Below are 23,312 nucleotides of genomic sequence, written 5' to 3'. Positions count from 1 at the left end.
CACTCACCTGACGTCCGGCGAAGGGATTTTGACCGACCGGTACCCGGTGCCGTCGCGGCGCGGCGTCCAGCGTCGCCAGTGCTTGGCCGAGAGCCGCACCGGGGCATTCTCCCGCACCTGGGCGGCCGCGGCATCCAACCGGTCGTCACCCGGGAACGAAAGCCACAGCGACAGCGAGCAGGACGCGGAGCCGATCGTCGCCCGCACCCCGGAGGCGCCGAGCGTCCGGCCGTATCCGTCGACCGCGAACCCAGCGGTGTCCTCAGTGGACACTCCGGCGTACGGTTCGCGTGTGCCCGCGTCGACCAGACGCACGGGAATGTTCAGCACCAGGCAGGCAAGGGACCGACTGTATTGCGTGACGTCCTCCGGCCCAGCGGCGTCGAGCGCATCGAGAACCGCGCGCACGCTGTCCTCCCGGACGCCCCATTCCCGGTGCGTGCGCACAGTTCGCCTCGGCCCGCCGAGCAGCTCCGCCGCGATTTCCTGCCAGCGTTGGGTCCGCTCGCCGGGCCCGCCTGCCCAGAGCTGGAAGGTCAACGCCGATGCGCCGACAGGTTCCGTGCAGGCGTCGAGGAACGCGCGCACTTTCGCGTGGGCCGCCGAGGGCTTGCGGATGCGCAGCGCGTGCGCGCCTCCCGAAGCAGCCGGAAGACCGTCGTAGGTCACGATGTCCGGGCACGTCATGATGGCGCCGCACCTGAGGCGTTGTCCCGAAGGAAGGCGAACCGGGCTCGCTCGGATTCCGCGTCGAAGTCGGGAACGCGCGCCGCTACGCGTGTGACGAGTTCGTCGAGCGCGGCATGCACGGCCGGGCGCAGCAGCGCGGCTGGATCCGTCGTCTGCAGCGCTTCCTCGCTGTTGAAGCGAAGCTCTCCGCTCACAGTGCGCTTGGCGAGCATGACCCGGGGCCGACGCAGTCCGGTCGGCTCGGTGACGACAGAGAGGTCGCCGCCGACGGTCACGAACAGGTCGAAGTCGAACTGCCATTCGAGCCGGCTGAGTTCGGCGCGGATCCGGGTCAGTTCGGAGATCACGTCGAGCGGGATCGCCGGTCCGCCGTAGACAGTCCGGAAGGACAGGCGGTCCGGAAGCACCGTGCTCACGCGGCGGTTCCGATCCGCCAGAACCCCTCGGGCGCGCCAGCGGGCATCAACGGCGTGATCCACTGCGTGACGACGTCGACGACAGCCGCTTCGAGGTCGTCGCGCGTCCAGCCGCGCGGCCGCGGCGGAACCTCGGGCGCCCAGCCGTCTTCGCCCCACACCACCCCGAAAAGATGCCGACCGTCGTCGAACCGCCGGTCGAGCGCGAACGCGTCGCGCCCCTCGAAGCGGGCCCACACGTCGAACGGGCCTTCGCCGTCCTGATCGACGAAGACGTCGATCACGATGCCGTCGGCGCCCGCCGCGGCCCAGAATTTCTCGAGCCTGGCGGAAATTTCCTGCGCCGCGACGCCGAGGATTCCGGTCACCGCGGCCCGGTAGTCACCCGTGTCCACGGGGCGAGCTTATCGCCGAAGGTCAGGAACGGGTCAGAAGCGTCCAGTCCGCTGTGGACTCGGCCACCCGGAAGTGCTGCGCCAGATAGCCGCCGTAGATCCGGGTCATCGCCTCGACAGTGTCCTGGCAGCAGCCCTGTCCGGCCCGCAGCTTCGGCACCATGACCCACTGCGCGTCCCGGAATACCTGGTCGGCCGCCGGGTGGGTGCGTTCGTCGAAGCTGATCTCCAGGTCCCACCAAAGCGGGCCGCCGGTCACCGGCGCCAGATCGAGCGCGAACGCGAAGGGGTTGGCCAAGGACATGCTCGCCACGCGATCGCCGGGCCGGACGTGGCGGCGCAGCAACGCGAGACCGTCGTCCAGCATGGCCGGGACCTCGGCGGCATTGCGGTACGCGGTCTGCCACGTCGCGTCGGCCGGGACGACGAAGTCGCCGAGGTGCGGGCTGGCGATCCGCTGCGACGGCGGAGGAACGGCGACCACATCCTGGCGTGCCGCGCTGATGCCGAGCGCCAGCGCGTCTTTCCCGGCGATCGGCGCCGTCGTCACCACGAGCAGCAAGACGAGCCCGGCGAGCAACGGCACCGGAATCCGGCGGCCGCCGTCCCCTCCGGTCCAGCGCGGCAGCTCCGGTTTCAAGACCGCCACGAGCACGAGCGGGATGACGACCAGCGCGGCGAGGTCGGACTTTTCCGGGCTGTCCGCGGCGGAGATCACGACGCTCGAACCGAGCACGAACAAGGTGATCAAGAGAAGACGCCACGGCCGCGCCGAATCTCCGCGCCGTCGGGCGAGGAAGAAGAGACCGGCCACGACGAGCAAGGCGAGCGCGCCGACCGGAGCGTTGTACGCGACGGCGTGCAGCAGGAGACTCAGCCGCTTTCCGCTGCCCTGTGCGGCGAACGCCGTCGCGACGTCGCCCGCGTAGCCGATCGGGCTGATCCCGAAACCCAGCCAGAACACCGCCACGATCAGCCCGAAACCGCCGGCCAGGCCAGGCAGCTCCCGCGCGACGAGGGTCCGCAGGAACAACCCGAGCACTACCGCGACCACGCCCATCAGGAAGAAGTTCGCCTTGTCGTAGGCGAGCAGCCCGAGCAGCACGCCGAGGACGGCACCGTCGGCGTGCGGCCGCCGGGTGCGCGGCCGAAGCAGCACGGCGAGCAGAAGCGCGGAGTAGAGCAGCCAGCCGAATTTGTTGTAGAGCATCGCGTAGGTCGTGGTGCCCGGCGAGTAGCCCGGCGGCCGGACGGAAATGACCAGCAAGGCCATGAAGACGGTGAATCCTGTCGCATACCCGCCGGGCAACCGCCGATGGGAAACGTATCCGGCGAGCACCGCCGCGACCGGGAGAAACAGCAAACAGCCGTACGTGACTGCGGCAAGCGAAGGAACCGCTTGCATCTTCATGCCGAGCGAAGTCAGCATATAGACCAGCGGGCCGATGGCGTTCGAGAAATCGGTTCCCGGAACCTGCCCCTGCGCGATCCGGTACCCGCCGTCGAGCAGGATGAAATTGTCCCACGGCGCCACGAGCGCGACCGGCCCGAGCCACCAGGAGTACAGGCCCAGCAGGACAACTCCGGTCACTGTCAGCAGCGGCCACCGCACCCGCCGGCGTTCCTCGGGCACGGAAACCTCGGAATCGCCGAGGCGGACATCATTTTCTGCCGACATGCGTTTCCCATCCCCGGGATTCGTTCGACTGATCATTTCTGGGCGGCAGAGACCCGGCCGCCCCGCGATGCCTCGTAATCGAGAGGGAAACACCAGGCGTTACATTCTCCGGCCCGTCATTTCGAGAAGGGAAAATTATCGACAAGATAATTGCTTGCACTATTTTCGACTGCTCCGGCAGCGGGATAATTTACGCCTGCGGGCGCTCCCGGTGTGCCGCCGACGGGGACGACGCGTCGACGCAGAGCAATTATCGACTCGCACACAGCAATCTCAGACCTGGAGCCGGGATCCGCCCGGGCCTACGGTTCGTTCCGTGGCTGATATTTCCGCGGACGACCCGCTGCCCCGCCCCGAGCCCTTCGCCATCGGCGTCGCCGAAGAGGATCTGGCCGATCTGCGCACCAGGCTGGACCGGGTCCGGCTGCCCGAACACGAGACCGTGCCCGACACGGCCCAGGGACTCCAGCTGGCGCACCTGGCAACTCTGCTGACTGCCTGGCGCGAGCACGACTGGCACGCGCGGCAGGAACAGTGGAACGCCATCCCCCATTACCGGGCGGTTCTCGACGGCCTGAGCATCGCGTTCTGGCACGTGCGCTCCCCCGAACCGGGCGCGCTGCCGCTGCTCCTGACACACGGCTGGCCCGGCTCGATCCTCGAATTCGAGAAGGTCATCGGGCCGCTGAGCGATCCGGTCACGCACGGCGGTTCCGCGCGCGACGCCTTCCACCTGGTGATCCCGGCGCTGCCCGGGTTCGGGTTCAGCGAGCGGCCCCGGGAGCAAGGCTGGGATCCCGGCCGCACCGCACGCGCGTGGGCACAGTTGATGACGGTGCTCGGCTATCCGCGTTTCGGCGCGCACGGCGGGGACTGGGGCGCGTTCGTGAGCACCGAACTCGCGCGAATCGTGCCCGAGCGCGTCGCGGGCCTGCATCTCACGATGCCGGTGGCCTCGCCGATGCCCGACGACCTGCTCGCGCCCAGCCCCGCCGAACAACGCGTCCTCGACCGGCGCACCCGGCACCTGACCGACGGCTACGGCTTCGGCGTGCAAATGAGCACACGCCCGCAGACCTTGGGTTATTCGCTGGTCGACTCCCCCGCCGGGCTGGCCGCGTGGCTGGGCGAGAAATTCGCCGCCTACTCCGACAACCGTCCCGAAATCGGTGGCGGCGTAAGCATTTCGCAGCAGATCGACAACATCGCCCTGTACTGGCTGACCGGCACCGGCGCCTCGTCGTCCCGGTGGTACTGGGAGGCGATGCGCTGGGTGCCGCGCAGCGCGGAAGCGGAGAACGCGCAACCGGTGACCGTGCCGACCGCCTGCTCGATTTTCCCGGCCGACCCGTGGCCGACCGTCCGGCACTGGGCCGAACGCCGGTACCTCGATCTGCGCTCGTGGCACGAACTCGACCGCGGCGGCCACTTCCCCGGTCTGGAGCAGCCGGACCTGCTGGTGTCCGAGATCAGGGAAGCGTTCCGGCACGCGCGAACCGGTTCCTGATGCCGTCTCGGTCAGGAATCGCGGTACACCGAGGGCCGCATCCCGGTGTGTCGCAGGAAAGCCGTCGACAGCACCGCCGGGTTCGCGAAGCCGCATCGTCCGGCGATTTGGGAGATCGTCAGATCGGTGTCGCGCAACAGCCGTTTCGCCTCGTCGATCCGCAGCCGGGTCAGATACCGGTACGGCGTAGCCCCGGTCGCCTCCTTGAAGACCCGCACCAGGTGGTACACGCTCAGGTGCGCCTCCGCGGCAAGGTCGGCGAGGGTGATCGGCTCGGCGAGCCGCTCGCGCATCGTCGCGACCACTGTCCGGACCCGCGGGTTCTCCCGCTTCGGCGGTGCCCCAGCGGACAGCCGGGCATGGCGGGTGAGCAGTTGCATCGTCAGGAACGCCGCCGCGGACTCGGCGTACAGATCGTCGGCCTCGCCCGCGCCGCCGAGGGCTCGGACGATCTCCTCGACCAGCGGATCCCCGGCGGTCAACGACGCGGCCATCGCGGCGAAGTCCACCGCCGCACCACCGAGCTGGGCTGCGGTCGCGTCGACGGTGGTCCGCGGAAGGTGAACCTGCACGCTGTTCAGCACCTCGTCCGCCCGATAGCGGCGCACGGCGGGCTGATCCGGCGGCATCAGCTCGAGGCGCCCCGGTGTCCACGGAGTGCGCGTCCACCGGCCGCCTCTGCGCGTCTCCATCACCGCGCGTCCCCTGGTCGGCAGCACCAGGTGCAGATCCGCCGCGGCCGGGAGTTCCATCTCCTCGGCCACCGGGACGTGCTCGAACCGCTGCACCAGCAAGGACTCCCAGCCGGAATCCTCCCAGCTGCAGTACGTCCGCCGGACGTAGCGGCCCATTTCGAAACCGGCATACGGCTGGAGATCCAGCCGCGTGGAGTCGAACACCATGATTCACAGGCTATCGACGCTCGACACCAGGAGGTTCCATGACCGCCGCCCGCACCGCCGCCCAGGCTTTGCACGCCGCCGTCCGGAGGCGGGACAAAGCGGCGTGGCTCGATCTGTTCGCCGCGGACGCTCTGGTCGAAGACCCGGTCGGCCCCTCGCAGTTCGACCCGGAAGGCGCCGGGCACCGGGGCCGCGACGCCATCTCGGCGTTCTGGGACCAGGCCATCGCACCCAACGAGTCGATCGAGTTCCTCTTCGACGATTCTTTCGCCTGCGGACACGAAGTCGCCTTCACCGGCCACGTCCGCAGCCGGCACGACGGACAGGTGCTCGAGGCCGAGGGCGTGTTCGTCTACCGGGTGGACGAGGCGGGCAAGATCGCCGCCGTGCGGGCTTTCTGGGAGGTCGAGCGCACCATGCGGACGATGCGGCCCGCCTGACCGCTACGCGCGGCCCGAGAGCCGGAGATGGGCTGCGGTCCTCCGCCAGGACAGCCAGAACGCCGCGTAGGGAATCCCCGCGAGCAACCCTAAAACGGAACTGCCCAGGCCGACGAAGTAGATCGCATAAGCACCGAGCCGGTCGAAGTGCACGGTTTGCTGAAGGAGCCAGATGATTCCCGCGCTCTGCAGGACGGCCCCTGCAGCGATCAGGATCACCGCCGCCACGGTCAAGCGGCGGAGACGGTGTTCCCAAGGCAGCAGAGGGACGGCGTGACGCCGCTCGTCCTTGGGGACCCGCCGCCAAGTCACCGCCGCCACCACGCCGGCCGCCAGGCCCAACCCGGTGCAGCACATCCCGAAAGCGAAAGCGGCGGCACCGCCGATATCGGCACCGCTGTGGGGCGGCGCGGTGATCTCGGCGAGGAATCCCAGGCCCAGCAGCACCGCTCCGGCGCCGAAGAGCCAGATCGCGACGAACTTCAACGTCCTGACAGTAGTTCTCATGGTTCCTTCCGACTGAATGACGCTTCTGCGAGGCGCCCCGACAACCGGGTCGCCTCGCAGTCCCCCCTGATCACTCAGCCGTTCGCGTCGGACACCAGCAGTGAACAAAACGCATGAACAACTGATTTCAGGCAAACGCATCTTATCCGGTCGTAACCCGCCTGGCGGAGCCGTGGAACGGTGTCGCCGAATGGTTATCGAGCGCCGCTCCCGCTCAACCCTCGCGAGGGGCCGGGATCACGACCCCGTCCGCGGGCCGGTTGCCGCGATAGCGGGCCACCGCGACGCGGACGCCGTTGCGGAACGCGTCCGGCATCGCCGCGAGGACGGTGCTGCGCGGCACCGGACGCGGAACGTCGAGCCCGGTCATCGGCCGCGCGAGGCCGATCCCGCGGACCGTCCAGCGCGGCCGCCCGTCCTTGTCCAGGTCGGTGAATTCCAGCGAGACCGGGCGCATCGCCGCCACGCGCACGAGCCCGCTGTCCGGCCCGGTCGGGATCAGGACGTCGCCCGCGTCGAGAAGGAGGCACACGCGCGGGACCGGCTGGAGGCCGTCGATCGCGACGATGCCGCGGCGGCCGCGTTCGGGCGACCGGAGCAGCCGGACGCATTCGCGATGCGTCAGCTCCACGTCGACCATCGCCCCGCTCCTCCCCTGCGCCGTGTCCCGATTCCACCCCGCGACGGGCGGGAACGCCCACCGCCGGACGTCACTTCCTCAAGGGACTCAAGGCCTTCACTGCCCCAGGGATGAACTATTCGCCAGAAAAGTCGATCACGCCAGCCCTGTTCACCGGGTCGTGGAGCACGCTAGCCGCGGCTGTCCCACGGACTTCCGGCACTCGTTCGGGTCGCGCTGCCGCCGGGCGGCAGGTCGAGAATGTCGAGCAGGCTTGGGTCTTCGTCGATAGCGTGGTGCAGATGCCCGGTCTTGGCGGTGCCGCGGTCGAGGTCCGAGGCGCCGAGAAGATGCCAGACGCCGTCGCCGCCGTGCTGGACCCGCAGAATCGGCTCGCGGAGCTCGAACACCTCGGCGCTCTGGACGCAGGTCGTGCCCAGCAGCCAGTGCCGCAGCCACCAGGCCCGCCGGTCGCGCTCCATGACCAGATCGGCCACCGCCCAGACGAACGGCAGGTCCCCATGGGCACGCGCCTGCTCCGCGGTCAGGTGCGGGCCGCCCTCCGGCACGCGCTCGAACGGGTCGTCGACCAGGGAGAACGCGTGCCCGTCCCCGTGGTCGAAGATGACGGCGTGGAAGGTCCCGCCGCCCGGGTTGCCCGCCCCGATCCCGACCGAAAGCCGGGCGACGTGCGGTTCCGCCCCGGTGGTCCAGCCGAGCGCGTACGACGCCAGCTCTCCCCGAGGCCCGACGAACTCGCCGAACGCCCGCCGATCCATGCCGGTGACCGCGCTGGTCGGCACCTCGACCAGGGTGCCCTCCACTACCTCGATGTCCACTGGCGAAAGATAGCGGATCAGCTGGTCGGAGCCGGGGCCAACGCCGATGTCGTGAGTACGGTGACGCGATGGACTCCCGGGATTGGCACGCACTGCCCGGACCGACGTGGTACCGGCCGGCGGAAGCCGCTGCCGCTGCGGGAGATCTGGCCAAGTCAGCGTCTGCGGACGACGCCGCCTCGGCGGTCCGCCGTTTGGTCGACGCAGTCGGCAACGACCATGCCGGGACCCTGTACCCGGCCGCGGTCCCGGCGGTACAGAAGAGTCCTCCCGATGATCTGCCCACCCGCCGCCGACGTGAAGCGGCTTCGATCGTCCCGTTCCGCCGCAGCACTGGTTGCGCGTCGCTGTCCGGACACCGTGCACTCCGTTCCTGAGCCGAGCTCGTCGGCGGCAAGAGTGCGCTGCCCCGGAGGGAGGGGTCCCGGGATCGTCGGCGCGCAACCCGGCCGCAGCCCGCATAGCCCGGGCGCGCCGGGGTACCCGTCGGGTGAACCGCGATTTCCCGCGACGGTCAGGAGGACCCATGCTCGCGCTGCTCGGTCTGCTTTTGGTGATCTGGCTGGTGTGCATCGTGCTCGGGGTGGTGATCAAGGGCCTGTTCTGGCTGATCGTGGTGGGCGCGGTCCTGTTCGTGGCGACCGCGCTGGTCGGGTTCGTCAAACGGGAGGCGCTGGGACGCGGACGCTAACCGCTCCGGCCCGCGTCGAAACCTCCCGGCGGCGAGACGATCGCAACACCCGGACCGGCCCTTCCCGGCTTAGGCTGAAGCCATGGCCGACACGACACCGCCGACTCCGCAGGAAGCGTTCGACCTGCTCATGGCCGGCAACCAGCGCTTCGTCACCAGCGCCCCGGAACACCCGAACCAGGACGCGGCCCGGCGCGCGGCGATCGCGCCGAACCAGTACCCGTTCGCGGTCCTGTTCGGCTGTTCCGACTCCCGTCTCGCCGCCGAGATCATCTTCGACCGCGGTCTCGGCGACCTGTTCGTCGTGCGCACCGCGGGCCAGGTGATCGGCGGCGAGGTGCTCGGCAGCATTGAATACGGCGTCGACCTGCTGAGCTGCCCCCTCGTTGTCGTCCTCGGCCACGACTCGTGCGGCGCCGTCGGCGCGGCCCGGGCGGCGCTGGAGGACGGGCTCGCGCCGGTCGGCTACGTCCGCGACGTCGTCGAGAAGGTGACGCCGAGCGTCCTCGCCGCGCGGGCGGCGGGCCGGGTCGAACCGCACGAGATTCTCGCTGAGCACGTCAAGCACACCGTCGACCTGTTGCTCGACCGCTCCCGCGTGCTCGCCGACCGGGTCGCGGACGGCCGGGCCGCCGTCGTCGGCCTGCGCTACCGCCTGGCCGACGGCAGCGCCGAAGTCGTGGCCGCGCACGGCATCGACGTGCCCGCCGCCAACTCCCCGGCCTGAGCGACCGGCTTCGCCGCCCTGCGAGGCGGCGAAGCCCGTCCGTGAGTCCCATGTGGACAGACCGGCGCGCGACGGCCTTTCGGGCAGCGTCGGTGCGCGGGAAAGGCAGCACCGCAACGGTTTCGCCCCTTGCCGTCCTTCGACCGGCATAAGATCGTCTCCGACACCAGGAAAGCTGCGCGGAATTCCCTGCGGCGCCGCCGCGTCGAAGGACGAACGATGCCATGAAACTCCTCTTCAGCGCGACCCCCGCTTTCGGCCACGTCCTGCCGCTGGTTCCGCTCATGCAAGCGGCGCTCGACGCGGGGCACGCCGTCGGATTGCTGTCGAGCGCCGGATTCCGGGCCTCGGTCGCGGACGAACTTCCGCCGGAGGTCGAATTCCTCGCCGCCGGAGCGATGCCGGGCGAGTTCTCCGAGGAAGCGGCCCGGCGCACCGGAGCCGACGTGTTCCATCCGACGCCCGCGGTCATCGGCGAGATCTTCGGCGGAGCGCGGGTCGACCTCGGACTCTCCGAGAGCATCGGCAAAGCCGCGGACTGGCGTGCTGATCTGGTTGTCGCCGAACCTTTCGACGCCATCGGCCCCGCCGTCGCCGCTCGGCTCGGAATCGCCTGGCACCGCGCCGGAATCGGTCCGGCGCTGCCGGCGGCGATCAGCGACGAGATCGATCGCGCGGCCTCGGCCCGATCCGGCCGATCGGTCCCGGCGTCGAGCTATCTCGACCCGTGCCCGCCGCAACTGCAGGACCCGGACTGGTCCCCCGCCTCCCCGGTGCGCCCGGTCCGGCCCCAGGCCCACCGCCGAGCCAAGGACGCCGCGCTCGAACTGCCCGAATTCGACACCCCCGGCAAGCCGACGGTGCTCGTCACCTTCGGCACCATCTTCTCCGACCCGGACGTTCTTGCCACGGCCGTGGCAGCAGTCGCCGACAGCGGGGCCACCGCGATCGCCACGCTCGGCGCGTCGCTCCGGCATCCCGCCGCGAGCCAAGAGGTTCGAGCCGATCCGACGGGCGTGCGGTACGTGCCCTTCGTGCCGCTGGGCCAGTTGTTCGACCGGGCCGATCTGGTGGTCGGCGCGGGCGGCGTCGGCACCATTCTCGGCGCCCTGGCGCACGGACTCCCCATGGTGCTCTGGCCGCAGGGCGCCGACCAGCCGATCAACGCCGCCCGCGCGGCCGCGTCCGGGACGTCGATCACGGTGGACTCGGCGGCCGGGATTCGCGCCGCGGTGACGGAAGCGCTCGAGAACAGCGCCTATCGCCGCGAGGCCGGGAAGGTCGCCGCCGAGATCGCCGGCCGTCCCGATCCTGGTGCCGTGATCGCCGAGATCGCCCAGCCGTAGCAACGATTTGTCTGCCACCCGCGGCGACCTTCCTGATGGACGCGTCTCGACAAAGCCGCGGACCCGCCGTCCGGCACCCGGCGGGTCAGTCAGCGTCCGGACACCTCGAATCCGACCGCGGCCAGCGCCTCCTCGGCCGCCGCCCGGTCCTGCTCGTCGCTGCCGCCGGAAACGCCCAGCCCGCCGACGCACTGGCCGTTCTCCACGATCGGACAGCCACCGCCCACCGCCGTCATCCGCGGGTGCCCGGCCGGCGGAGCGACCCTCGGGTCGGCGACGTACTCGTTCCACGTGTGGGTCGGGATGCGGAAGGACGCCGCGGTCCAGGCCTTTTCGAACGCGACCTCGGCGGTGAGGAACGGCGCGTCGTCGGCCCGGTCGAAGGCCTTCAGGTGCCCGCCCGCGTCGGTGATCGCGACGGCCGCCGCGAAACCGATCCGGGCCGCGGCGCCGTGCACCGCGGCGACGAGCGCGGCGGCAGCGGCCTGGGTGACCGACGAGACGGGTGTCGTTTTCCGGAGGGTGCTCATCGAACTTCCTTGCCCGGCAAGCAGTTCATCGCAGCGGCGACGCCGGAGTCGGAGCCACCCGCGTGACGACGCTCTTCTCCGCGATCAGCAACTCCCGGACCGCCGGGCCGATCTCGTTCTTCCAGCGGTCGTGCTGGTACACGGCCTGGTAAAGCGCCTCGCTCTGCGCCTCGTCCTCGAAACGGCGCATCCAGACGTAGCCGTCCTCGTGCTCGGCGTCCACAAAGGACGCCGTCACGTCCATGCCCAGCGAGGCCTGGAACGGGATGACCACGTCTTCCATGTAGCGCACCCACTCCGCGCGGCGTCCGGGCCGGGCCTGGTAATGGCGGATTTCGTAGTACACGGCCGGGTCACTCCGTCACTTCGAGAACGAGCTTGCCGCGAGTGCGGCCCGCCTCGCCGCGGGCATGAGCGACGGCTGCCTGCTCGAGCGGGAAGGTTTCCTCCACCTCGACAACGACCTCGCCGGCGTCGATCAGGCCCGCGATCGCGGTCAGCGCGGCCCCGTCCGGCTCGACCAGGAATGGCGTGACGCGCACGTCGGCCGCTCTGGCCGACTGGGCCAGTTCCGGCGAGACACCGGCCGGGACGGCGACCAGCAGGCCACCAGGACGCAAGACCTGGAGCGAACGGGTGCTGGTCTGGTCCTGCGCATCGCCGACCAGGTCGATGACGACGTCCACGTCGGCGACGGCTTCCTCGAAACGGGTGGTGGTGTAGTCGATGGTCTCGTCGGCACCGAGTTCCTTGAGCCACGGATGCCGGGCGGCGCTGGCGGTGGCGATCACGTGGGCACCGAGGTGCCGTGCGAACTGGACCGCGAAGTGCCCCACCCCGCCGGCGGCGGCCGTGATCAGGACGCGCTGGCCAGCCTGTACGTCAGCGGTGTCGACCAACGCCTGCCAGGCGGTCAGCGCCGCCAGCGGCACGGCGGCCGCGTGCACATGGTCGATGCTGGCCGGTTTGCGGGCCCACTGACGGGCCGGTGCCGTGACGTACTCGGCATAACCGCCCGCCGCGCGCGGGAACCACGGCATGGCGTAGACCTCGTCGCCCTTCGCGAGCGTCGTGACGCCGAAGCCGACCTCCTCGACGACGCCGGACACGTCCCAGCCCAGTACCAGCGGGAACGTCTGCATCCCCGCCATTCCCTGTCCCTCGCGGGTCTTCCAGTCCACCGGGTTGATCCCGGCGGCGCGCACGCGCACCAGCACCTCCGTCGGCAACGGCACCGGCCGCCCGACCTGCTCGACGGCCAGCGCCTCCGGCCCGCCGAATTCCCGGATCGTGACTGCCCGCATGTGCTCGCTCATGGTGTTCTCGCTCATTCCCGTCCCACTCTGGTCCTGCGCCGGGAGTGCGGCGCGAGACCAGCGTGGCGCGCGCTCGCGACCAGGAGTGAGTGGCCGGGCAGACACCTATCGTACTATTCCAGCCATGCCCCATCGCGTAGTCGTGCTTGCCCTCGACGGAGTCCTGCCGCTCGATCTGGGCATCCCGGCGCGGGTGTTCAACGAGGCCTGCGAACCGGACGGCACCCGGCTGTACTCCGTCACCACCTGTTCGCTCGGCGGGAAACCGGTGCGCACGCACGAGGACTACCGGCTCGTCGTCGAGCACGACGAGTCGGCACTGGAGACCGCGGACACCGTCGTGCTCGCCACGCAGGAGCCCAGCGAACACCTCCTCAAGACCGGAGAACTCCCGTCGGAAGTCGCCGCCGCCCTGGCCCGGATCGGACCGCGGACCCGCGTCGTCAGCCTGTGCACGTCGGCCTTCCTGCTCGCGGCCGCCGGACTGCTCGACGGCCGGCGAGCCACCACGCACTGGGCGCTGTGCGACGCCCTGGCACGGCTTTTCCCCGACGTCGCCGTCGATCCGGACGTGTTGTTCGTCGACAACGGGCGCATCCTGACCTCCGCGGGCGGAGCGGCAGGCATTGACCTCTGCCTGCACCTGGTCCGCCGCGACCACGGAACCGCGGTGGCCTCAGCGGCCGCGCGACGCTGCGTCGTCGCGCCGTGGCGCGAAGGCGGGCAGGCGCAGTTCATCGAGCACCCGGTACCGCAGGACACCGACCGTTCCACTTCCGCGACCCGGCAATGGGCGCTGGACCGCCTCGCCGAGCCGATCACGCTCGACGAAATGGCCCAGCACGCGCACATGAGCGCCCGCACCTTCACCCGGCGCTTCCGCGGCGAGGTCGGCAGCAGCCCGCTGAAATGGCTGGCGCAGCAACGGCTCGCGCACGCCCGGCTGCTGCTGGAATCGACCGACCTTCCCGTCGCGCGGATCGCGACCGCCTGCGGTTTCGGCGATCCGGTCGCCCTGCGCAAGCACTTCTACACCAATCTGGGCATGTCACCTCTCGCTTACCGTCGCGCCCATCACGTGCCGGAGCCGTTGGCAGCACAGTGAAATCCAGTCACCCATCCTCGAAGAACCCCGTTGAAAACGGCGGCCGCTGAAGTCATAACCCCGGACCTCGCCGAGGCGTCGGCGTAGCGCATCGCACGCGCGAGTTCGCCCGGGCGGGTCACGACCCCGAGGCTCACCCCTCGTCGACGCCCGGGCGACGCGACCTGGCCGCACTGGTGCGCAAGAAAGCTCGCAACGTCGCCGTCGTCCCAGGCAGTGAAGCAGGAAGCCGGAACAGCCGGCCGTTTCCGCGCGAACTTTTCCGACATTCGTACGGCACCCGGGACATTCCCTACGAAAGTCGGCCCGGCGCCGAACGCACCGAGAATCCCAGCACCGGCAAGGCATATACCAATTGACCGGCGAATCCGGAACATTCCGTTGGTCCGTTTGGAGCATTGACGCCCCGATGCGCCGATCCTTTACTCGACTGTGCTCGGCCGCATACCCACCGTAAGCGGCCGGGCGCGTTCCCTCTCCCCGCACCCATCGTCCTGCCTTCATGGAAGGAAGACCTCGATGCCCCATCGCGGATTCACGACGGGCCTGGCGGCTGCCGCCGGGCTCGCAATGACGCTCGTACTGCCGACGGCCCCGGCCAGCGCGGCCTCGGAAGCGCAGCCCGCGTCCCCGGACGCGGCCGCCGCTCGCGCCGCTGACCAGGCGGTCGCCTCCGGGCTCGCCGCGCTCAGCCGCGGTCCGGCGGAGGCGTTCCGGCGCGTCGGCCTGACCGCGGGCGACGCCGGACTCTTCTACGGCGCCTACGAGCGCACCTACCAGGGCCTGCGGGTCGTGGGCGGGGACGCGGTCGTCGTCGCAGACGGGGCCGGGAACGTCCGCGGCACCAGCGCCGCGGAAACCGCGCCCATCTCCGTGGGGACGCAAGCCGTTCTCGACGCCGCCAAGGCAGTTTCCGCCGCGCGCGCTCAACTGCCCACTGTGGACAGTGTGAGCACGCCGGAGAAGGTGGTGCTGGCCGGGACGAATCCGAAGCTGGCCTACGAGGTAGTCGTCTCCGGGCGCACCGCCATGGCACCGAGCAAGCTGCACGTGTTCGTCGACGCCGTCACCGGCGCGGTGCTCGACAAGCGGGACGACATCAAGACCTTCAGCTCCGGGGCCAAGTCCCAGCCGCAGTCGAACGCGGTGAACGCCGCGGGCACCGGCAACAGCTACTACGTCGGCACCGTCTCCCTCGACACGACGCAGTCCGGCTCCACCTACTCCCTGCGCGACCCCGGCCGCCCCGGCCTCAGCTGCGGCCGCGAGGGCGGGTCTGTCTACAGCGGACCGGACAACAGCTGGGGCAACGGCTCGGGCACGAACCTCGAAACCGGCTGCGTCGACGCCCTCTTCAGCGTCCAGACCGAGTGGAAGATGCTGAAGGACTGGCTGGGCCGCAACGGCATCAGCGGCACCGGCCGGGGCTACCCGGCGTCCGTCGGCCTGAACGACGTCAACGCCTACTGGGACGGCTCTTCGACGCACTTCGGCCACTCGCAGGACAACCGGCGCCAGGCCACCTCGATGGACGTCGTGGGCCACGAGTTCGGGCACGGCATCTTCCAGACCACCCCGGGCGGCGCGGGTTCCGGCAACGAGAACGGCGGCTTGAACGAGTCGACCGGCGACATCTTCGGGGCGATGACCGAGGCGTACGCGAACAACGCGAAGGACCGTCCGGACTACGAGGTCGGCGAAGGCGTCAACCTGGTCGGCCAGGGCCCGATCCGCTACATGTACAACCCGTCGAAGGTCGGCGACCCGAACTGCTATTCGTCGTCGATCCCCAGCACCGAGGTGCACGCCGCGGCCGGTCCGCAGAACCACTGGTTCTACCTGCTCGCCGAGGGCTCGAACCCGGGCGGCGGCAAGCCGGCCAGCCCCACGTGCAACAACAGCAGCGTCACCGGGGTCGGCATCCAGAAGGCCGCCAAGATCTTCTACAACGGCCTGCTGAAGAAGACCTCGTCGTGGAACCACCGGGCCGCCCGCAAGGCGACGCTGGAGGCCGCGATCGCGCTCTACCCGGGCAGCTGCACCGAGTTCAACGCCACCAAGGCAGCCTGGAACGCCGTCTCCGTGCCCGCCGTCTCCGGCGAGCCGACCTGCACGGCGCGGCCCGTGCGCTGACCTGACGCGGCCGGGTCCCGCTCCCCGCCGACCGGCGGGACCCGGCCGCGCATCAGGCAGTCCCCGTCCCCGAAATCCCCGCTCCCCCAACCGAAGGAACGCATCGTCATGAAGTGGAAGACAAGACTCGGCGCCGGGGTCACCGCCCTGGTGGCCGTGCTGGGCGTCGTCAGCGTGCCCGCGGCCACCGCCGCGCCCGCCTCGACGCTCGCCGCGCCGGACATCTCGCTCGCCAACATCAAGACGCATCTCAACCAGCTGCAGACCATCGCCCGCAACAACGGCGGCACGCGTTCGCCGCGCGGCGGCGGTTACGCGGCCTCGGTGTCCTATGTGGAGAACCTGCTCAAGAACGCGGGCTACACGACGAAACGGCAGACGTGCACGAGCTGCACCGGCCAGTCGCAGAACCTGATCGCCGAATGGCCGCAGGGCGACGCGAACCAGCTCCTCATGCTCGGCGCGCACCTCGACTCGGTGAGCGCCGGTCCCGGCATCAACGACAACGGTTCCGGCAGCGCGTCGATCCTCGAGGTCGCGCTGACGCTGGCCCGCACCAACCCGGCGATGGCCAAACGCGTGCGCTTCGCGTGGTGGGCCGACGAGGAATCCGGCATGGTCGGCTCGCGGTACTACGTGAGCACGCTGTCGGCCGCCGAGCGCGCGAAGATCAAGACCTATCTCAACTTCGACATGATCGGCTCGAAGAACTGGGGCTACTTCGTCTACGACGACGTCGCTTCGGTCAAGGCCGTCTTCGACGAGTACTTCGCTTCCATCGGCATCGAGACGGAAGGAGACACCGAGGGCGACGGCCGGTCCGACCACGCGTCGTTCAAGCGCGCGGGCATCCCGGTCGGCGGCCTCGCGACCGGAGCCGGCGACATCAAGAGCTACGAACAGGCCGACAAGTGGGGCGGCACGGCGGGCGCACCGTTCGACAACTGCTACCACCGCGCCTGCGACACGACGGCGAACATCCCGGACACGCCGCTGGAGAAGAACTCCGACGCGATCGGGTACGCGGTATGGAAGCTGGCTGCCGCCGCTCCCGTTGCGACGGCTCATCGCTGAACCTGATCGGACAGCTGCTCCGGGTCGTCGCCACCAGGGCGGCGGCCCGGAGCGTCCGGCTGCCCGGCGAGAATCGGTTCGATCAGGAACGGGCGGTATCCCGCCGTCTCGGGCAGGTCGAAATGCTCGAACGCGTTCCGCTCCAGATGCCACCGGACGACGCGGCGGGTCGACCCGCGGTTCGGTTGGGAAAAGACCAGTGTGTCCGGGGTTTCCCAGATCGGCGAGGTCGACGGGCCACCGCTCGCGTCGCAGCCCTCGGGGAGCGGATATTCGGCGGTTGTCCCCGCGTCCAGGTCGAGCACCTCGACCGCGGGCGGCTCGTAACCGGACGAATGCATCAGCGCGCCGCCCGGCACGAAGCGCCAGCGATGGGGTTCCGGCAGCTCCCGCCGCTCCCCCGACGCGGTGAACACTGTCGCCGCTCCGGCTTCTTCGCGCACTTGAGCGCCGGAAAGCGGGTCGAGCTGATGCAGAGACGAGGCGAGGTCGACCGGTTCCTGGCCTGGCGTCCAGCGGGAAGCGGTGCGCGTCTGGTATCCCGACGTGGTGGTGAAATAGACCGAGCCGTCGTGAATGCCCAGGACGCTGCGGGTCAGCTTCTCTGATTTCGGCAGGCTCCACACTTCCTTGGCGGCCACGTCGAACACGTGCACCTGGTCCCAGGTCTGCCGGCCAACATGTGTTTGCACACCCGCCAAGTACCGTCCGTCGACGCTGCGGACCGGCAGTATTCCCAAGTCCACCGGCACTTCGATGGCAGCACCGGTCCAGTCGATCAGCTGTCCTTGTTCTCCGGAACCGGCAACGTAAATGCCTGCCAGCGTCTCGAACGCGCGGTAGCGGTATTCGCTCTCGACCCGGCCGAGAACCACCGGTTCGCCCGCGCGCCACACGACAACCGTGCCGTCGCCGGAGACGAAACCCGCTTTCGGCGGCGAACCGGCCACGGTCGCGGGTTCGTCTCTGCGCACGGTCTTGACCCGCATGCGTACCGGCCTGGTCGGCTGCGGTCGAGGAGGAAGCGCGGTAATCGCACCGTCTTCCCGGTGGATCAGCTTGTCGCTGACCGCATACGCGAGCAAGGGCTCGATCGTTTCCTCCGGCACAGCGAGCAACTCGGCCAAATCCCTTACGTGCGCCGGATTCGACCACGCGGCGACGTTGACAAGATCGGCCGCGAGCCAGACGTAGACGGCCCGGACCGCGGCGGCGTCTATCCGCTTCGCCTGTTCGTCCGGGAGGTCGAGCACCTCCGTGGCCCGCCGCGGCTTTCCCGCCTCGTATCCGCCCTTGCCGTCCTCCACCAGCAACCCAGCGGCGACCAGCAACGGAATCCCGTCCCGGCGCGTGCGCGGCGGGTCGACGCCTAACTGGGCACACACACTTTCCGACGGCTGCTCGCCGGTCAAGGGTTCGTCCAGCCAGCCGTCCGGGCGAAGCATGCCGACGAGCGTGAAGTACCACGACACTTCGATCACCTCGTACCCGAGTACTTCCCGCCAGCCCGGCTCCTCCCGGTGAATCGCCGGACGCGTGCGTTTAAGCCACCGCGGCGCTTCCAGGACCTCACGCGGCCAGAACTGGAACAGCCAGACGTCGCCCTCTTCCCCGGCTTCCGCCGGTTTCCGGCACATCCGGACGCGGTAGAACCCTTTCGCTCCCAGACTCAGTTCCTGGCTGAGGCTCCCGCCGGTCAACCATCCCAGGCCAGCGGTCCCCGAACGGCTGTGAAAGGGCGATTCGACGATGTCCTCCCAGTCGCCGAGTCGCACTTCTGGTGGCCCGTCGTGCGCTTCGCAGCGGATTGCCTGACAGAAGTGGTCGGCCGTGGCGTGCAGCCAGCCGTCGCCCGCGGTCGCGACTGTGCCGGACACTGTCTGTGTCCCGTGCTCGCCGAGCAGTTTGTTGTCCAGCGCGGGCAAAGTCTTGTCGCGGTACACGTCTCGAAGCACGATGGTGCCGTAGTCGGGCGAGTACTCGTCGTCCTCGCAGAACTCCAGAAGCGTCATGCCGAGAAAGGTAGCGGCGGGGTCCGACAATTTCGGCGGCGGCGATCTTCCGGCGGAGAGTCCGATGTGGTCAGTTCTCCGTCATCCGCCGGAAAACATCGAGAAGAGAACGGAATCCCGCGCTCAGCCCAGCAACCGGCGAAGGAAATCCCGGTACGCCTCATGCAAAAACTGGCACACCTCGACCGCCGCGTCGACCTCCCCGCCCAGCATTCCGCCTGCCAGCAAGCGATGCCGTTCCAGATCGTCCCGATCCATCACGTGCCCCTTGGGATCGATCTGCACGATCTGGTCGATCTCCGCGGTGTGCTCGTCCCACAGCCGGATCAGCGACTCGGATCCCGTCGCCTGCACCAAAGCCCGGTGCAGCGCGTGGTCGGACTCGCTGAGTTCCTGCCCCGCCTCAACAGTCTTCTCCAGCCGGTCCAGCGCCTCGCGCACGGTCGCTTGCCCCTCGGCGGAGACGCCGCGCCGCCGGGCCAGCTGCAGCGCTCCGACTTCCAGGACTTCCCGCACCAAGTCGATGTCGGTCAGCGACCGCTGCACCTCCTGCGACTGCGCCGCGACGTCCTTTTCGGTCACGAACGCGCCCCGGCCGACCTGGATCTCCACCAGGCCCAGCGAGCTCAGCATCCCCAGCGCCTCCCGGACCACCGGACGCGAGACCTCGAATTCCAGCGCCAGCCTCCGTTCCGACGGCAGCTTGCTCCCGCCCGGGTACCGGCCGTGCCGGATGCCCCGGAAAAGCTCGTCCGCCACCCGCGCGCGCTGCGTACTGAAGGCCACCGCCTCCTCCTTCTCCCCTGTCGTGCCGGAGGGTCCCCCGCCACGGCAGCTTAGGCCGCGCCGGCCGTCCGCGACCGGCGGAGCAAACTGGTATTACCGGTATTGCCTCTGTCCGGATTTGAGCTTAGCCTTCCTCCACGGCACCCGACCACTGCAGGCAGAGGAGCAAGCGTGGACGACAACCTCCCCCGCGCCGGGATCAGCCGGCGCGACGCGCTCAGACTGGCCGGAAACGGCGCACTCCTCGTCGGCGCCTCCTCGCTGCTGAGTGCTTGCGGCGGCGGCAGCTCAGGCAGCCAGGACTTCAGCCTTCAACTCGGCTGGGTCCCGGACGCCGAGTACTCCGGCTTCTTCATGGCCGCCGAGAACGGGCACTTCGCGAAGAACGGCTTGACCCCGAAGATCCTCCCGGGCGGCCCGACGACCAGCCCGGAACCGATCGTCCTCACCGGCAAGGCGCTGCTCGCGGTCGAGCCGGTCCCGGAGAACGTCGCGAACGCCGCGCAGCGCGGCAACGACCTGAAGATCGTCGGCGCGCAGTTCCAGCGCAGCCCCGAATGCTGGGTCTCGCTCGCCAAAGCACCGGTCAAGACGCCGGGCGACATCGTCGGCAAGAAGCTCGGCATCACGCTGTCCGGCAAGAACACCGCGCTGGCGTTCCTCCGGAAGAACGGCGTCGACCCGGCGAAAGTCACGCTCGTGCCGATCAGTTTCGACCCCGCTCCCCTGGTCGCCGGCGAGATCGACGCGCTGTGGGGCATCGCGACCAACCAGCCGGTGACGCTCGGCGAGAAGGGCACCCAGACGCACACCATGCTGCTGGCGGACTACGGCTTCAACCGGATGCAGGACGTCCTGGTGACGACCGGTGCCGCGCTGAAGGATCCGGACAAGGCGGCGCTGCTGAAGAAAGTCGTCGCGGCGAGCCAACAGGGATGGCAGGACGCACTGGACAATCCGGCCGCTGCCGCGCAAACGACCGTGACCAAGTACGGCAAATCCCTTGGCCTGACGGCGACTTCGCAGGTCAAGACGCTCGAAGCGATGAAGCCGTTCATGCAGGCCGCAGCGGGCGGGCCCGTGCTCACCATGTCGGACGCGTTGATCAAGGACACCGTCAACGCGCTGCAGAACATCGTCGGTGTCAAGACTTCGCCCTCCTTGTTCACCAATGAACTCTTCTGACGCCATGGCCGCCGCACAGACCCTTCCCGGCCGTCCGGACAAGGACGACCAGGGCGGCCTCGACCTGTCCGGCGTGACGAAGACCTTCCACGACGGCAAACAGCACGTCGAAGCGGTCCGGGAGTTCTCGCTGACCGCGCCGAAGGGCGCGTTCGTCGGGATCATCGGCCCGTCCGGCTGCGGCAAATCCACCGTGCTGCGCATGCTGGCCGATCTCGACACACCGACGTCCGGCACGATCTCCGTCAACGGCGCCGCTCCGCGGGAACTCCGTTCACAGCACGGGATCGGGGTCGCCTTCCAGGACGCGGGCCTGCTCCCCTGGCGCAGCGTCGAAGCGAACATCACCCTGCCGCTGCAGGTCTCCCGGCGAACGCCGGATCCGCACGACGTCGCCGAACTCATCGACCTGGTCGGCCTGTCCGGCTTCGGGAAATCACGGCCGTCTCGGCTTTCCGGCGGCATGCGGCAACGAGCCGCACTCGCCCGCGCGCTCATCAACCACCCGAGCCTGCTGCTGCTCGACGAGCCGTTCGGCGCGCTCGACGATCTCACCCGGCAGCGGCTGAATTTCGAATTGCAGCGGATGTGGCTGGACCGCGGCACCACGACTGTCCTGGTCACGCACAGCATTTCCGAGGCGGTGCTGCTGTGCGACACCGTCGTGGTGATGAGCCCGCGACCCGGCACTATCTCCAAGGTCGTCACCATCGATCTCCCCCGGCCGCGCACCGCCGCGACGCTGCGCGAACCGAAGTTCCACGAGCTGTGCGACGAATTGTCGGCGGTGCTGTTCGAGAACCCGGCGGGCAGCTGAATGCCCCGGCGCACGATCCGCAGATACGGCGGTGCCGCCCTCGCCGCTGTCGCCATCATCGCGCTGTGGCAACTGATCTCACTGTCCGGACCGTACGCCAGCGTCGTTCCGTCACCGGCCGAACTCGTCCGGCAGATGTGGAGCGACCGCGGCTTCTACGGTCCCAACATCGCCGCGACGATGAGCGAAGCGGCGCAAGGGTTCTTGTGGGGCAACGTCCTCGCGATCGCCGCCGCCCTGCTGACGTCCCGGTACCGGATCCTGCAACGGATGCTGGAACGGTTCGCGGTCACCGCGATCGCGTTGCCCCTGGTCGCCGTCGCGCCGATTCTGTCGATCCTGTTCTCCTCCGGGACGCCGAGCGTGATCCTGGCCGCCCAGTCCGTGGTGTTCCTGACCGTCGCGTCCGTCCTCTTAGGACTGCGGTCGGTCGGAGCCGGTTCGGTCGACGTCATCCGCGCCGCCGGCGGCAGCGAATGGACCGTGCTGCGCCGCGCCCGGATCCCCGCCGCGCTGCCGCATCTGGTCGGCGGACTGCAGATCGCCGCACCGAGCGCGCTGCTCGGCGCGATCATCGGCGAGTACCTCGGCGCCGACCACGGACTCGGCGTCGCGATGATCCAGGCGCAGGGCGCGTTCCAGGTGGCCCGGCTCTGGGGTCTGCTCGTCGTCACGTCACTGCTCGCCGCGGTGTGTTACGCCGCGATCCCGCTGATCGCGAAACTGCTGGTCCCCGCGTTGCGCTCGGTCGAGACGACCCTCGGCGCGGCCGAACGCGCCGCGCCGAAACCGAGCGCGGCCCGGCGACTGCTCCGCGGCGTGCTCAGCCTGGTGAGCACCCTCGCCGTCATCCTCGCCGCTTGGTGGGGCATGGCGATCCTGCTGCCGGGCGCGTCCTCGATCGCGCCAGCCCCGGACCGCGTCATCCCGTACCTGCTCCACGGCCAAACCTCGCTCGGCACCACGGACGCCAAGTCAGCCCAGGCGCTTCCGTACATGCTCGGCCAGCTGCTCCGGACGCTCGGCGACACCGGGCTCGGCCTGTTCTCGGGAGTGGCACTCGCGGTGCTCGTCGCGATCGCCGCCTTCGAGTTCAAGGCGATCGAGAGCGCTGTCCTCGGCGTGTCGGTCGCGCTGCGCTCCATTCCGATGCTCGCGATCATCCCGTTGCTCGCCCTGGTTTTCGGCCGGGGACTGGTGGCGGTCACCGTGCTCATCGCGGTGATGACCTTCTTCCCGACCGTCGTCAACATCCTGCTCGCCATGCGGGCGATCCCCGCCGCGGCCGAAGACATCCTGCGCTCCGCCGGAGCACCGCGCTGGCAAACGATCCTGCGGTTGCGGATCCCGTACGCGCTGCCCGGGCTTCTCGCGTCGGTCAAGATCGCGATTCCCGTTTCGATCGGCGCCGCGATGGTCGCCGAATGGCTGTCCACCGGCAGCGGACTGGGCGCGACGCTCACCGTGGCGGCCGCCGTCTACGACTACGACTTCATCTGGGGCGCGGTCTTCCTGATCCTGCTGACCTCGCTCGCGGCGTACCACCTCGCCGCCGCGGCGGAGGCCAGGCTGGCCGCCCGCCGCTCCTGAATCCCGC

General features: G+C 69.6%; 24 protein-coding genes and 1 pseudogene. 12 read left to right on the top strand and 13 right to left on the bottom strand.

Features of this window, described 5'->3' with window-relative positions; all coding sequences use genetic code 11:
- Window positions 1-3: 3 nt before the first annotated feature.
- From ABD156_RS16275 to ABD156_RS16260, 4 genes are read right to left on the bottom strand one after another with little or no spacing between them, the layout of a single operon-like run.
- A complete protein-coding gene (locus tag ABD156_RS16275) occupies window positions 4-687 on the bottom strand; it encodes a hypothetical protein (protein ID WP_344273269.1) in 684 nt (227 codons plus the stop codon).
- Window positions 684-1,106: a hypothetical protein gene (locus tag ABD156_RS16270; protein WP_344273266.1), complete on the bottom strand. Its 423-nt coding sequence runs from the start codon at window positions 1,104-1,106 to the stop codon at window positions 684-686. Before ABD156_RS16270 ends, ABD156_RS16275 begins: the two co-directional genes overlap by 4 nt.
- A complete protein-coding gene (locus ABD156_RS16265; protein WP_344273264.1) occupies window positions 1,103-1,501 on the bottom strand; it encodes a DUF6389 family protein in 399 nt (132 codons plus the stop codon). Before ABD156_RS16265 ends, ABD156_RS16270 begins: the two co-directional genes overlap by 4 nt.
- A gap of 22 nt (window positions 1,502-1,523) precedes the next feature.
- Window positions 1,524-3,179, bottom strand: coding sequence for a hypothetical protein (locus tag ABD156_RS16260; protein ID WP_344273260.1), 1,656 nt, complete (start codon window positions 3,177-3,179; stop codon window positions 1,524-1,526).
- 316 nt (window positions 3,180-3,495) lie between these two features.
- Between ABD156_RS16260 and ABD156_RS16255 the strand changes: the two genes are divergently transcribed.
- Window positions 3,496-4,686 carry an epoxide hydrolase family protein gene (locus tag ABD156_RS16255; protein ID WP_344273258.1) on the top strand — a complete coding sequence of 397 codons (1,191 nt, stop codon included), beginning with the start codon at window positions 3,496-3,498 and terminating at the stop codon, window positions 4,684-4,686.
- A gap of 11 nt (window positions 4,687-4,697) precedes the next feature.
- On the opposite strand, the gene ABD156_RS16250 is transcribed toward ABD156_RS16255, so the two are convergent.
- A complete protein-coding gene (locus ABD156_RS16250) occupies window positions 4,698-5,588 on the bottom strand; it encodes an AraC family transcriptional regulator (protein ID WP_344273255.1) in 891 nt (296 codons plus the stop codon).
- Between the two features lie 38 nt (window positions 5,589-5,626).
- Between ABD156_RS16250 and ABD156_RS16245 the strand changes: the two genes are divergently transcribed.
- Entirely contained in the window at window positions 5,627-6,028 is a 402-nt protein-coding gene (locus ABD156_RS16245) for a nuclear transport factor 2 family protein (protein ID WP_344273252.1), read from the top strand.
- A gap of 3 nt (window positions 6,029-6,031) precedes the next feature.
- Here the strand turns inward: ABD156_RS16245 and ABD156_RS16240 are convergent, their stop codons facing one another.
- From ABD156_RS16240 to ABD156_RS16230, 3 genes are all read right to left on the bottom strand, one after another.
- Window positions 6,032-6,514 carry a hypothetical protein gene (locus ABD156_RS16240; protein ID WP_344273249.1) on the bottom strand — a complete coding sequence of 161 codons (483 nt, stop codon included), beginning with the start codon at window positions 6,512-6,514 and terminating at the stop codon, window positions 6,032-6,034.
- A gap of 235 nt (window positions 6,515-6,749) precedes the next feature.
- Window positions 6,750-7,175 carry a hypothetical protein gene (locus ABD156_RS16235; RefSeq protein ID WP_344273246.1) on the bottom strand — a complete coding sequence of 142 codons (426 nt, stop codon included), beginning with the start codon at window positions 7,173-7,175 and terminating at the stop codon, window positions 6,750-6,752.
- 170 nt (window positions 7,176-7,345) lie between these two features.
- Window positions 7,346-7,993, bottom strand: coding sequence for a hypothetical protein (locus ABD156_RS16230; protein WP_344273243.1), 648 nt, complete (start codon window positions 7,991-7,993; stop codon window positions 7,346-7,348).
- Window positions 7,994-8,061: 68 nt separating this feature from the next.
- Here ABD156_RS16230 and ABD156_RS16225 point away from each other — a divergent pair, with 68 nt between their 5' ends.
- The 4 genes from ABD156_RS16225 (at window position 8,062) to ABD156_RS16210 (ending at window position 10,757) form a co-directional block, all read left to right on the top strand.
- On the top strand, window positions 8,062-8,370 hold the full coding sequence (locus ABD156_RS16225; RefSeq protein ID WP_344273241.1) for a hypothetical protein: 309 nt from the start codon (window positions 8,062-8,064) through the stop codon (window positions 8,368-8,370).
- A gap of 149 nt (window positions 8,371-8,519) precedes the next feature.
- Window positions 8,520-8,684, top strand: coding sequence for a hypothetical protein (locus tag ABD156_RS16220; RefSeq protein ID WP_344273237.1), 165 nt, complete (start codon window positions 8,520-8,522; stop codon window positions 8,682-8,684).
- Between the two features lie 82 nt (window positions 8,685-8,766).
- The gene (locus ABD156_RS16215; RefSeq protein WP_344273234.1) at window positions 8,767-9,411 is read left to right on the top strand and encodes a carbonic anhydrase; all 645 of its coding nucleotides are present in this window, start codon (window positions 8,767-8,769) and stop codon (window positions 9,409-9,411) included.
- Window positions 9,412-9,635: 224 nt separating this feature from the next.
- Window positions 9,636-10,757 (top strand): glycosyltransferase, encoded by a 1,122-nt coding sequence (locus ABD156_RS16210; protein ID WP_344273231.1) that lies wholly within the window; start codon window positions 9,636-9,638, stop codon window positions 10,755-10,757.
- Between the two features lie 89 nt (window positions 10,758-10,846).
- Here the strand turns inward: ABD156_RS16210 and ABD156_RS16205 are convergent, their stop codons facing one another.
- From ABD156_RS16205 to ABD156_RS16195, 3 genes are read right to left on the bottom strand one after another with little or no spacing between them, the layout of a single operon-like run.
- A complete protein-coding gene (locus ABD156_RS16205; RefSeq protein WP_344273226.1) occupies window positions 10,847-11,287 on the bottom strand; it encodes a GlcG/HbpS family heme-binding protein in 441 nt (146 codons plus the stop codon).
- Between the two features lie 25 nt (window positions 11,288-11,312).
- Complete coding sequence (locus ABD156_RS16200; RefSeq protein ID WP_344273223.1) at window positions 11,313-11,633, bottom strand: NIPSNAP family protein; 321 nt, start codon at window positions 11,631-11,633, stop codon at window positions 11,313-11,315.
- Between the two features lie 7 nt (window positions 11,634-11,640).
- Entirely contained in the window at window positions 11,641-12,591 is a 951-nt protein-coding gene (locus tag ABD156_RS16195; RefSeq protein WP_344274474.1) for an NADP-dependent oxidoreductase, read from the bottom strand.
- 136 nt (window positions 12,592-12,727) lie between these two features.
- Here ABD156_RS16195 and ABD156_RS16190 point away from each other — a divergent pair, with 136 nt between their 5' ends.
- The 3 genes and pseudogenes from ABD156_RS16190 to ABD156_RS16180 form a co-directional block, all read left to right on the top strand.
- Complete coding sequence (locus ABD156_RS16190; protein ID WP_344273220.1) at window positions 12,728-13,708, top strand: GlxA family transcriptional regulator; 981 nt, start codon at window positions 12,728-12,730, stop codon at window positions 13,706-13,708.
- Between the two features lie 519 nt (window positions 13,709-14,227).
- The gene (locus tag ABD156_RS16185) at window positions 14,228-15,841 is read left to right on the top strand and encodes a M4 family metallopeptidase (RefSeq protein WP_344273217.1); all 1,614 of its coding nucleotides are present in this window, start codon (window positions 14,228-14,230) and stop codon (window positions 15,839-15,841) included.
- Between the two features lie 108 nt (window positions 15,842-15,949).
- Window positions 15,950-16,888: pseudogene (locus ABD156_RS16180) on the top strand (M28 family metallopeptidase); the annotation flags it as partial.
- A gap of 17 nt (window positions 16,889-16,905) precedes the next feature.
- On the opposite strand, the gene ABD156_RS16175 reads toward ABD156_RS16180, so the two are convergent.
- A complete protein-coding gene (locus ABD156_RS16175) occupies window positions 16,906-18,927 on the bottom strand; it encodes a hypothetical protein (RefSeq protein WP_344273211.1) in 2,022 nt (673 codons plus the stop codon).
- 123 nt (window positions 18,928-19,050) lie between these two features.
- Entirely contained in the window at window positions 19,051-19,713 is a 663-nt protein-coding gene (locus tag ABD156_RS16170; RefSeq protein ID WP_344273208.1) for a FadR/GntR family transcriptional regulator, read from the bottom strand.
- A 171-nt stretch (window positions 19,714-19,884) separates the two neighbouring features.
- On the opposite strand from ABD156_RS16170, the gene ABD156_RS16165 reads away from it, so the two are divergent.
- From ABD156_RS16165 to ABD156_RS16155, 3 genes are read left to right on the top strand one after another with little or no spacing between them, the layout of a single operon-like run.
- Window positions 19,885-20,898 (top strand): ABC transporter substrate-binding protein, encoded by a 1,014-nt coding sequence (locus ABD156_RS16165; RefSeq protein ID WP_344273205.1) that lies wholly within the window; start codon window positions 19,885-19,887, stop codon window positions 20,896-20,898.
- A gap of 4 nt (window positions 20,899-20,902) precedes the next feature.
- Window positions 20,903-21,715 (top strand): ABC transporter ATP-binding protein, encoded by an 813-nt coding sequence (locus tag ABD156_RS16160; RefSeq protein ID WP_344273202.1) that lies wholly within the window; start codon window positions 20,903-20,905, stop codon window positions 21,713-21,715.
- Entirely contained in the window at window positions 21,716-23,305 is a 1,590-nt protein-coding gene (locus tag ABD156_RS16155; RefSeq protein WP_344273199.1) for an ABC transporter permease, read from the top strand.
- Window positions 23,306-23,312 lie beyond the last annotated feature (7 nt).

The sequence above is a fragment of the Amycolatopsis albidoflavus genome (assembly GCF_039525725.1).
GTDB lineage: Bacteria > Actinomycetota > Actinomycetes > Mycobacteriales > Pseudonocardiaceae > Amycolatopsis > Amycolatopsis albidoflava.
This window is presented reverse-complemented; position numbering and strand designations above follow the sequence as displayed.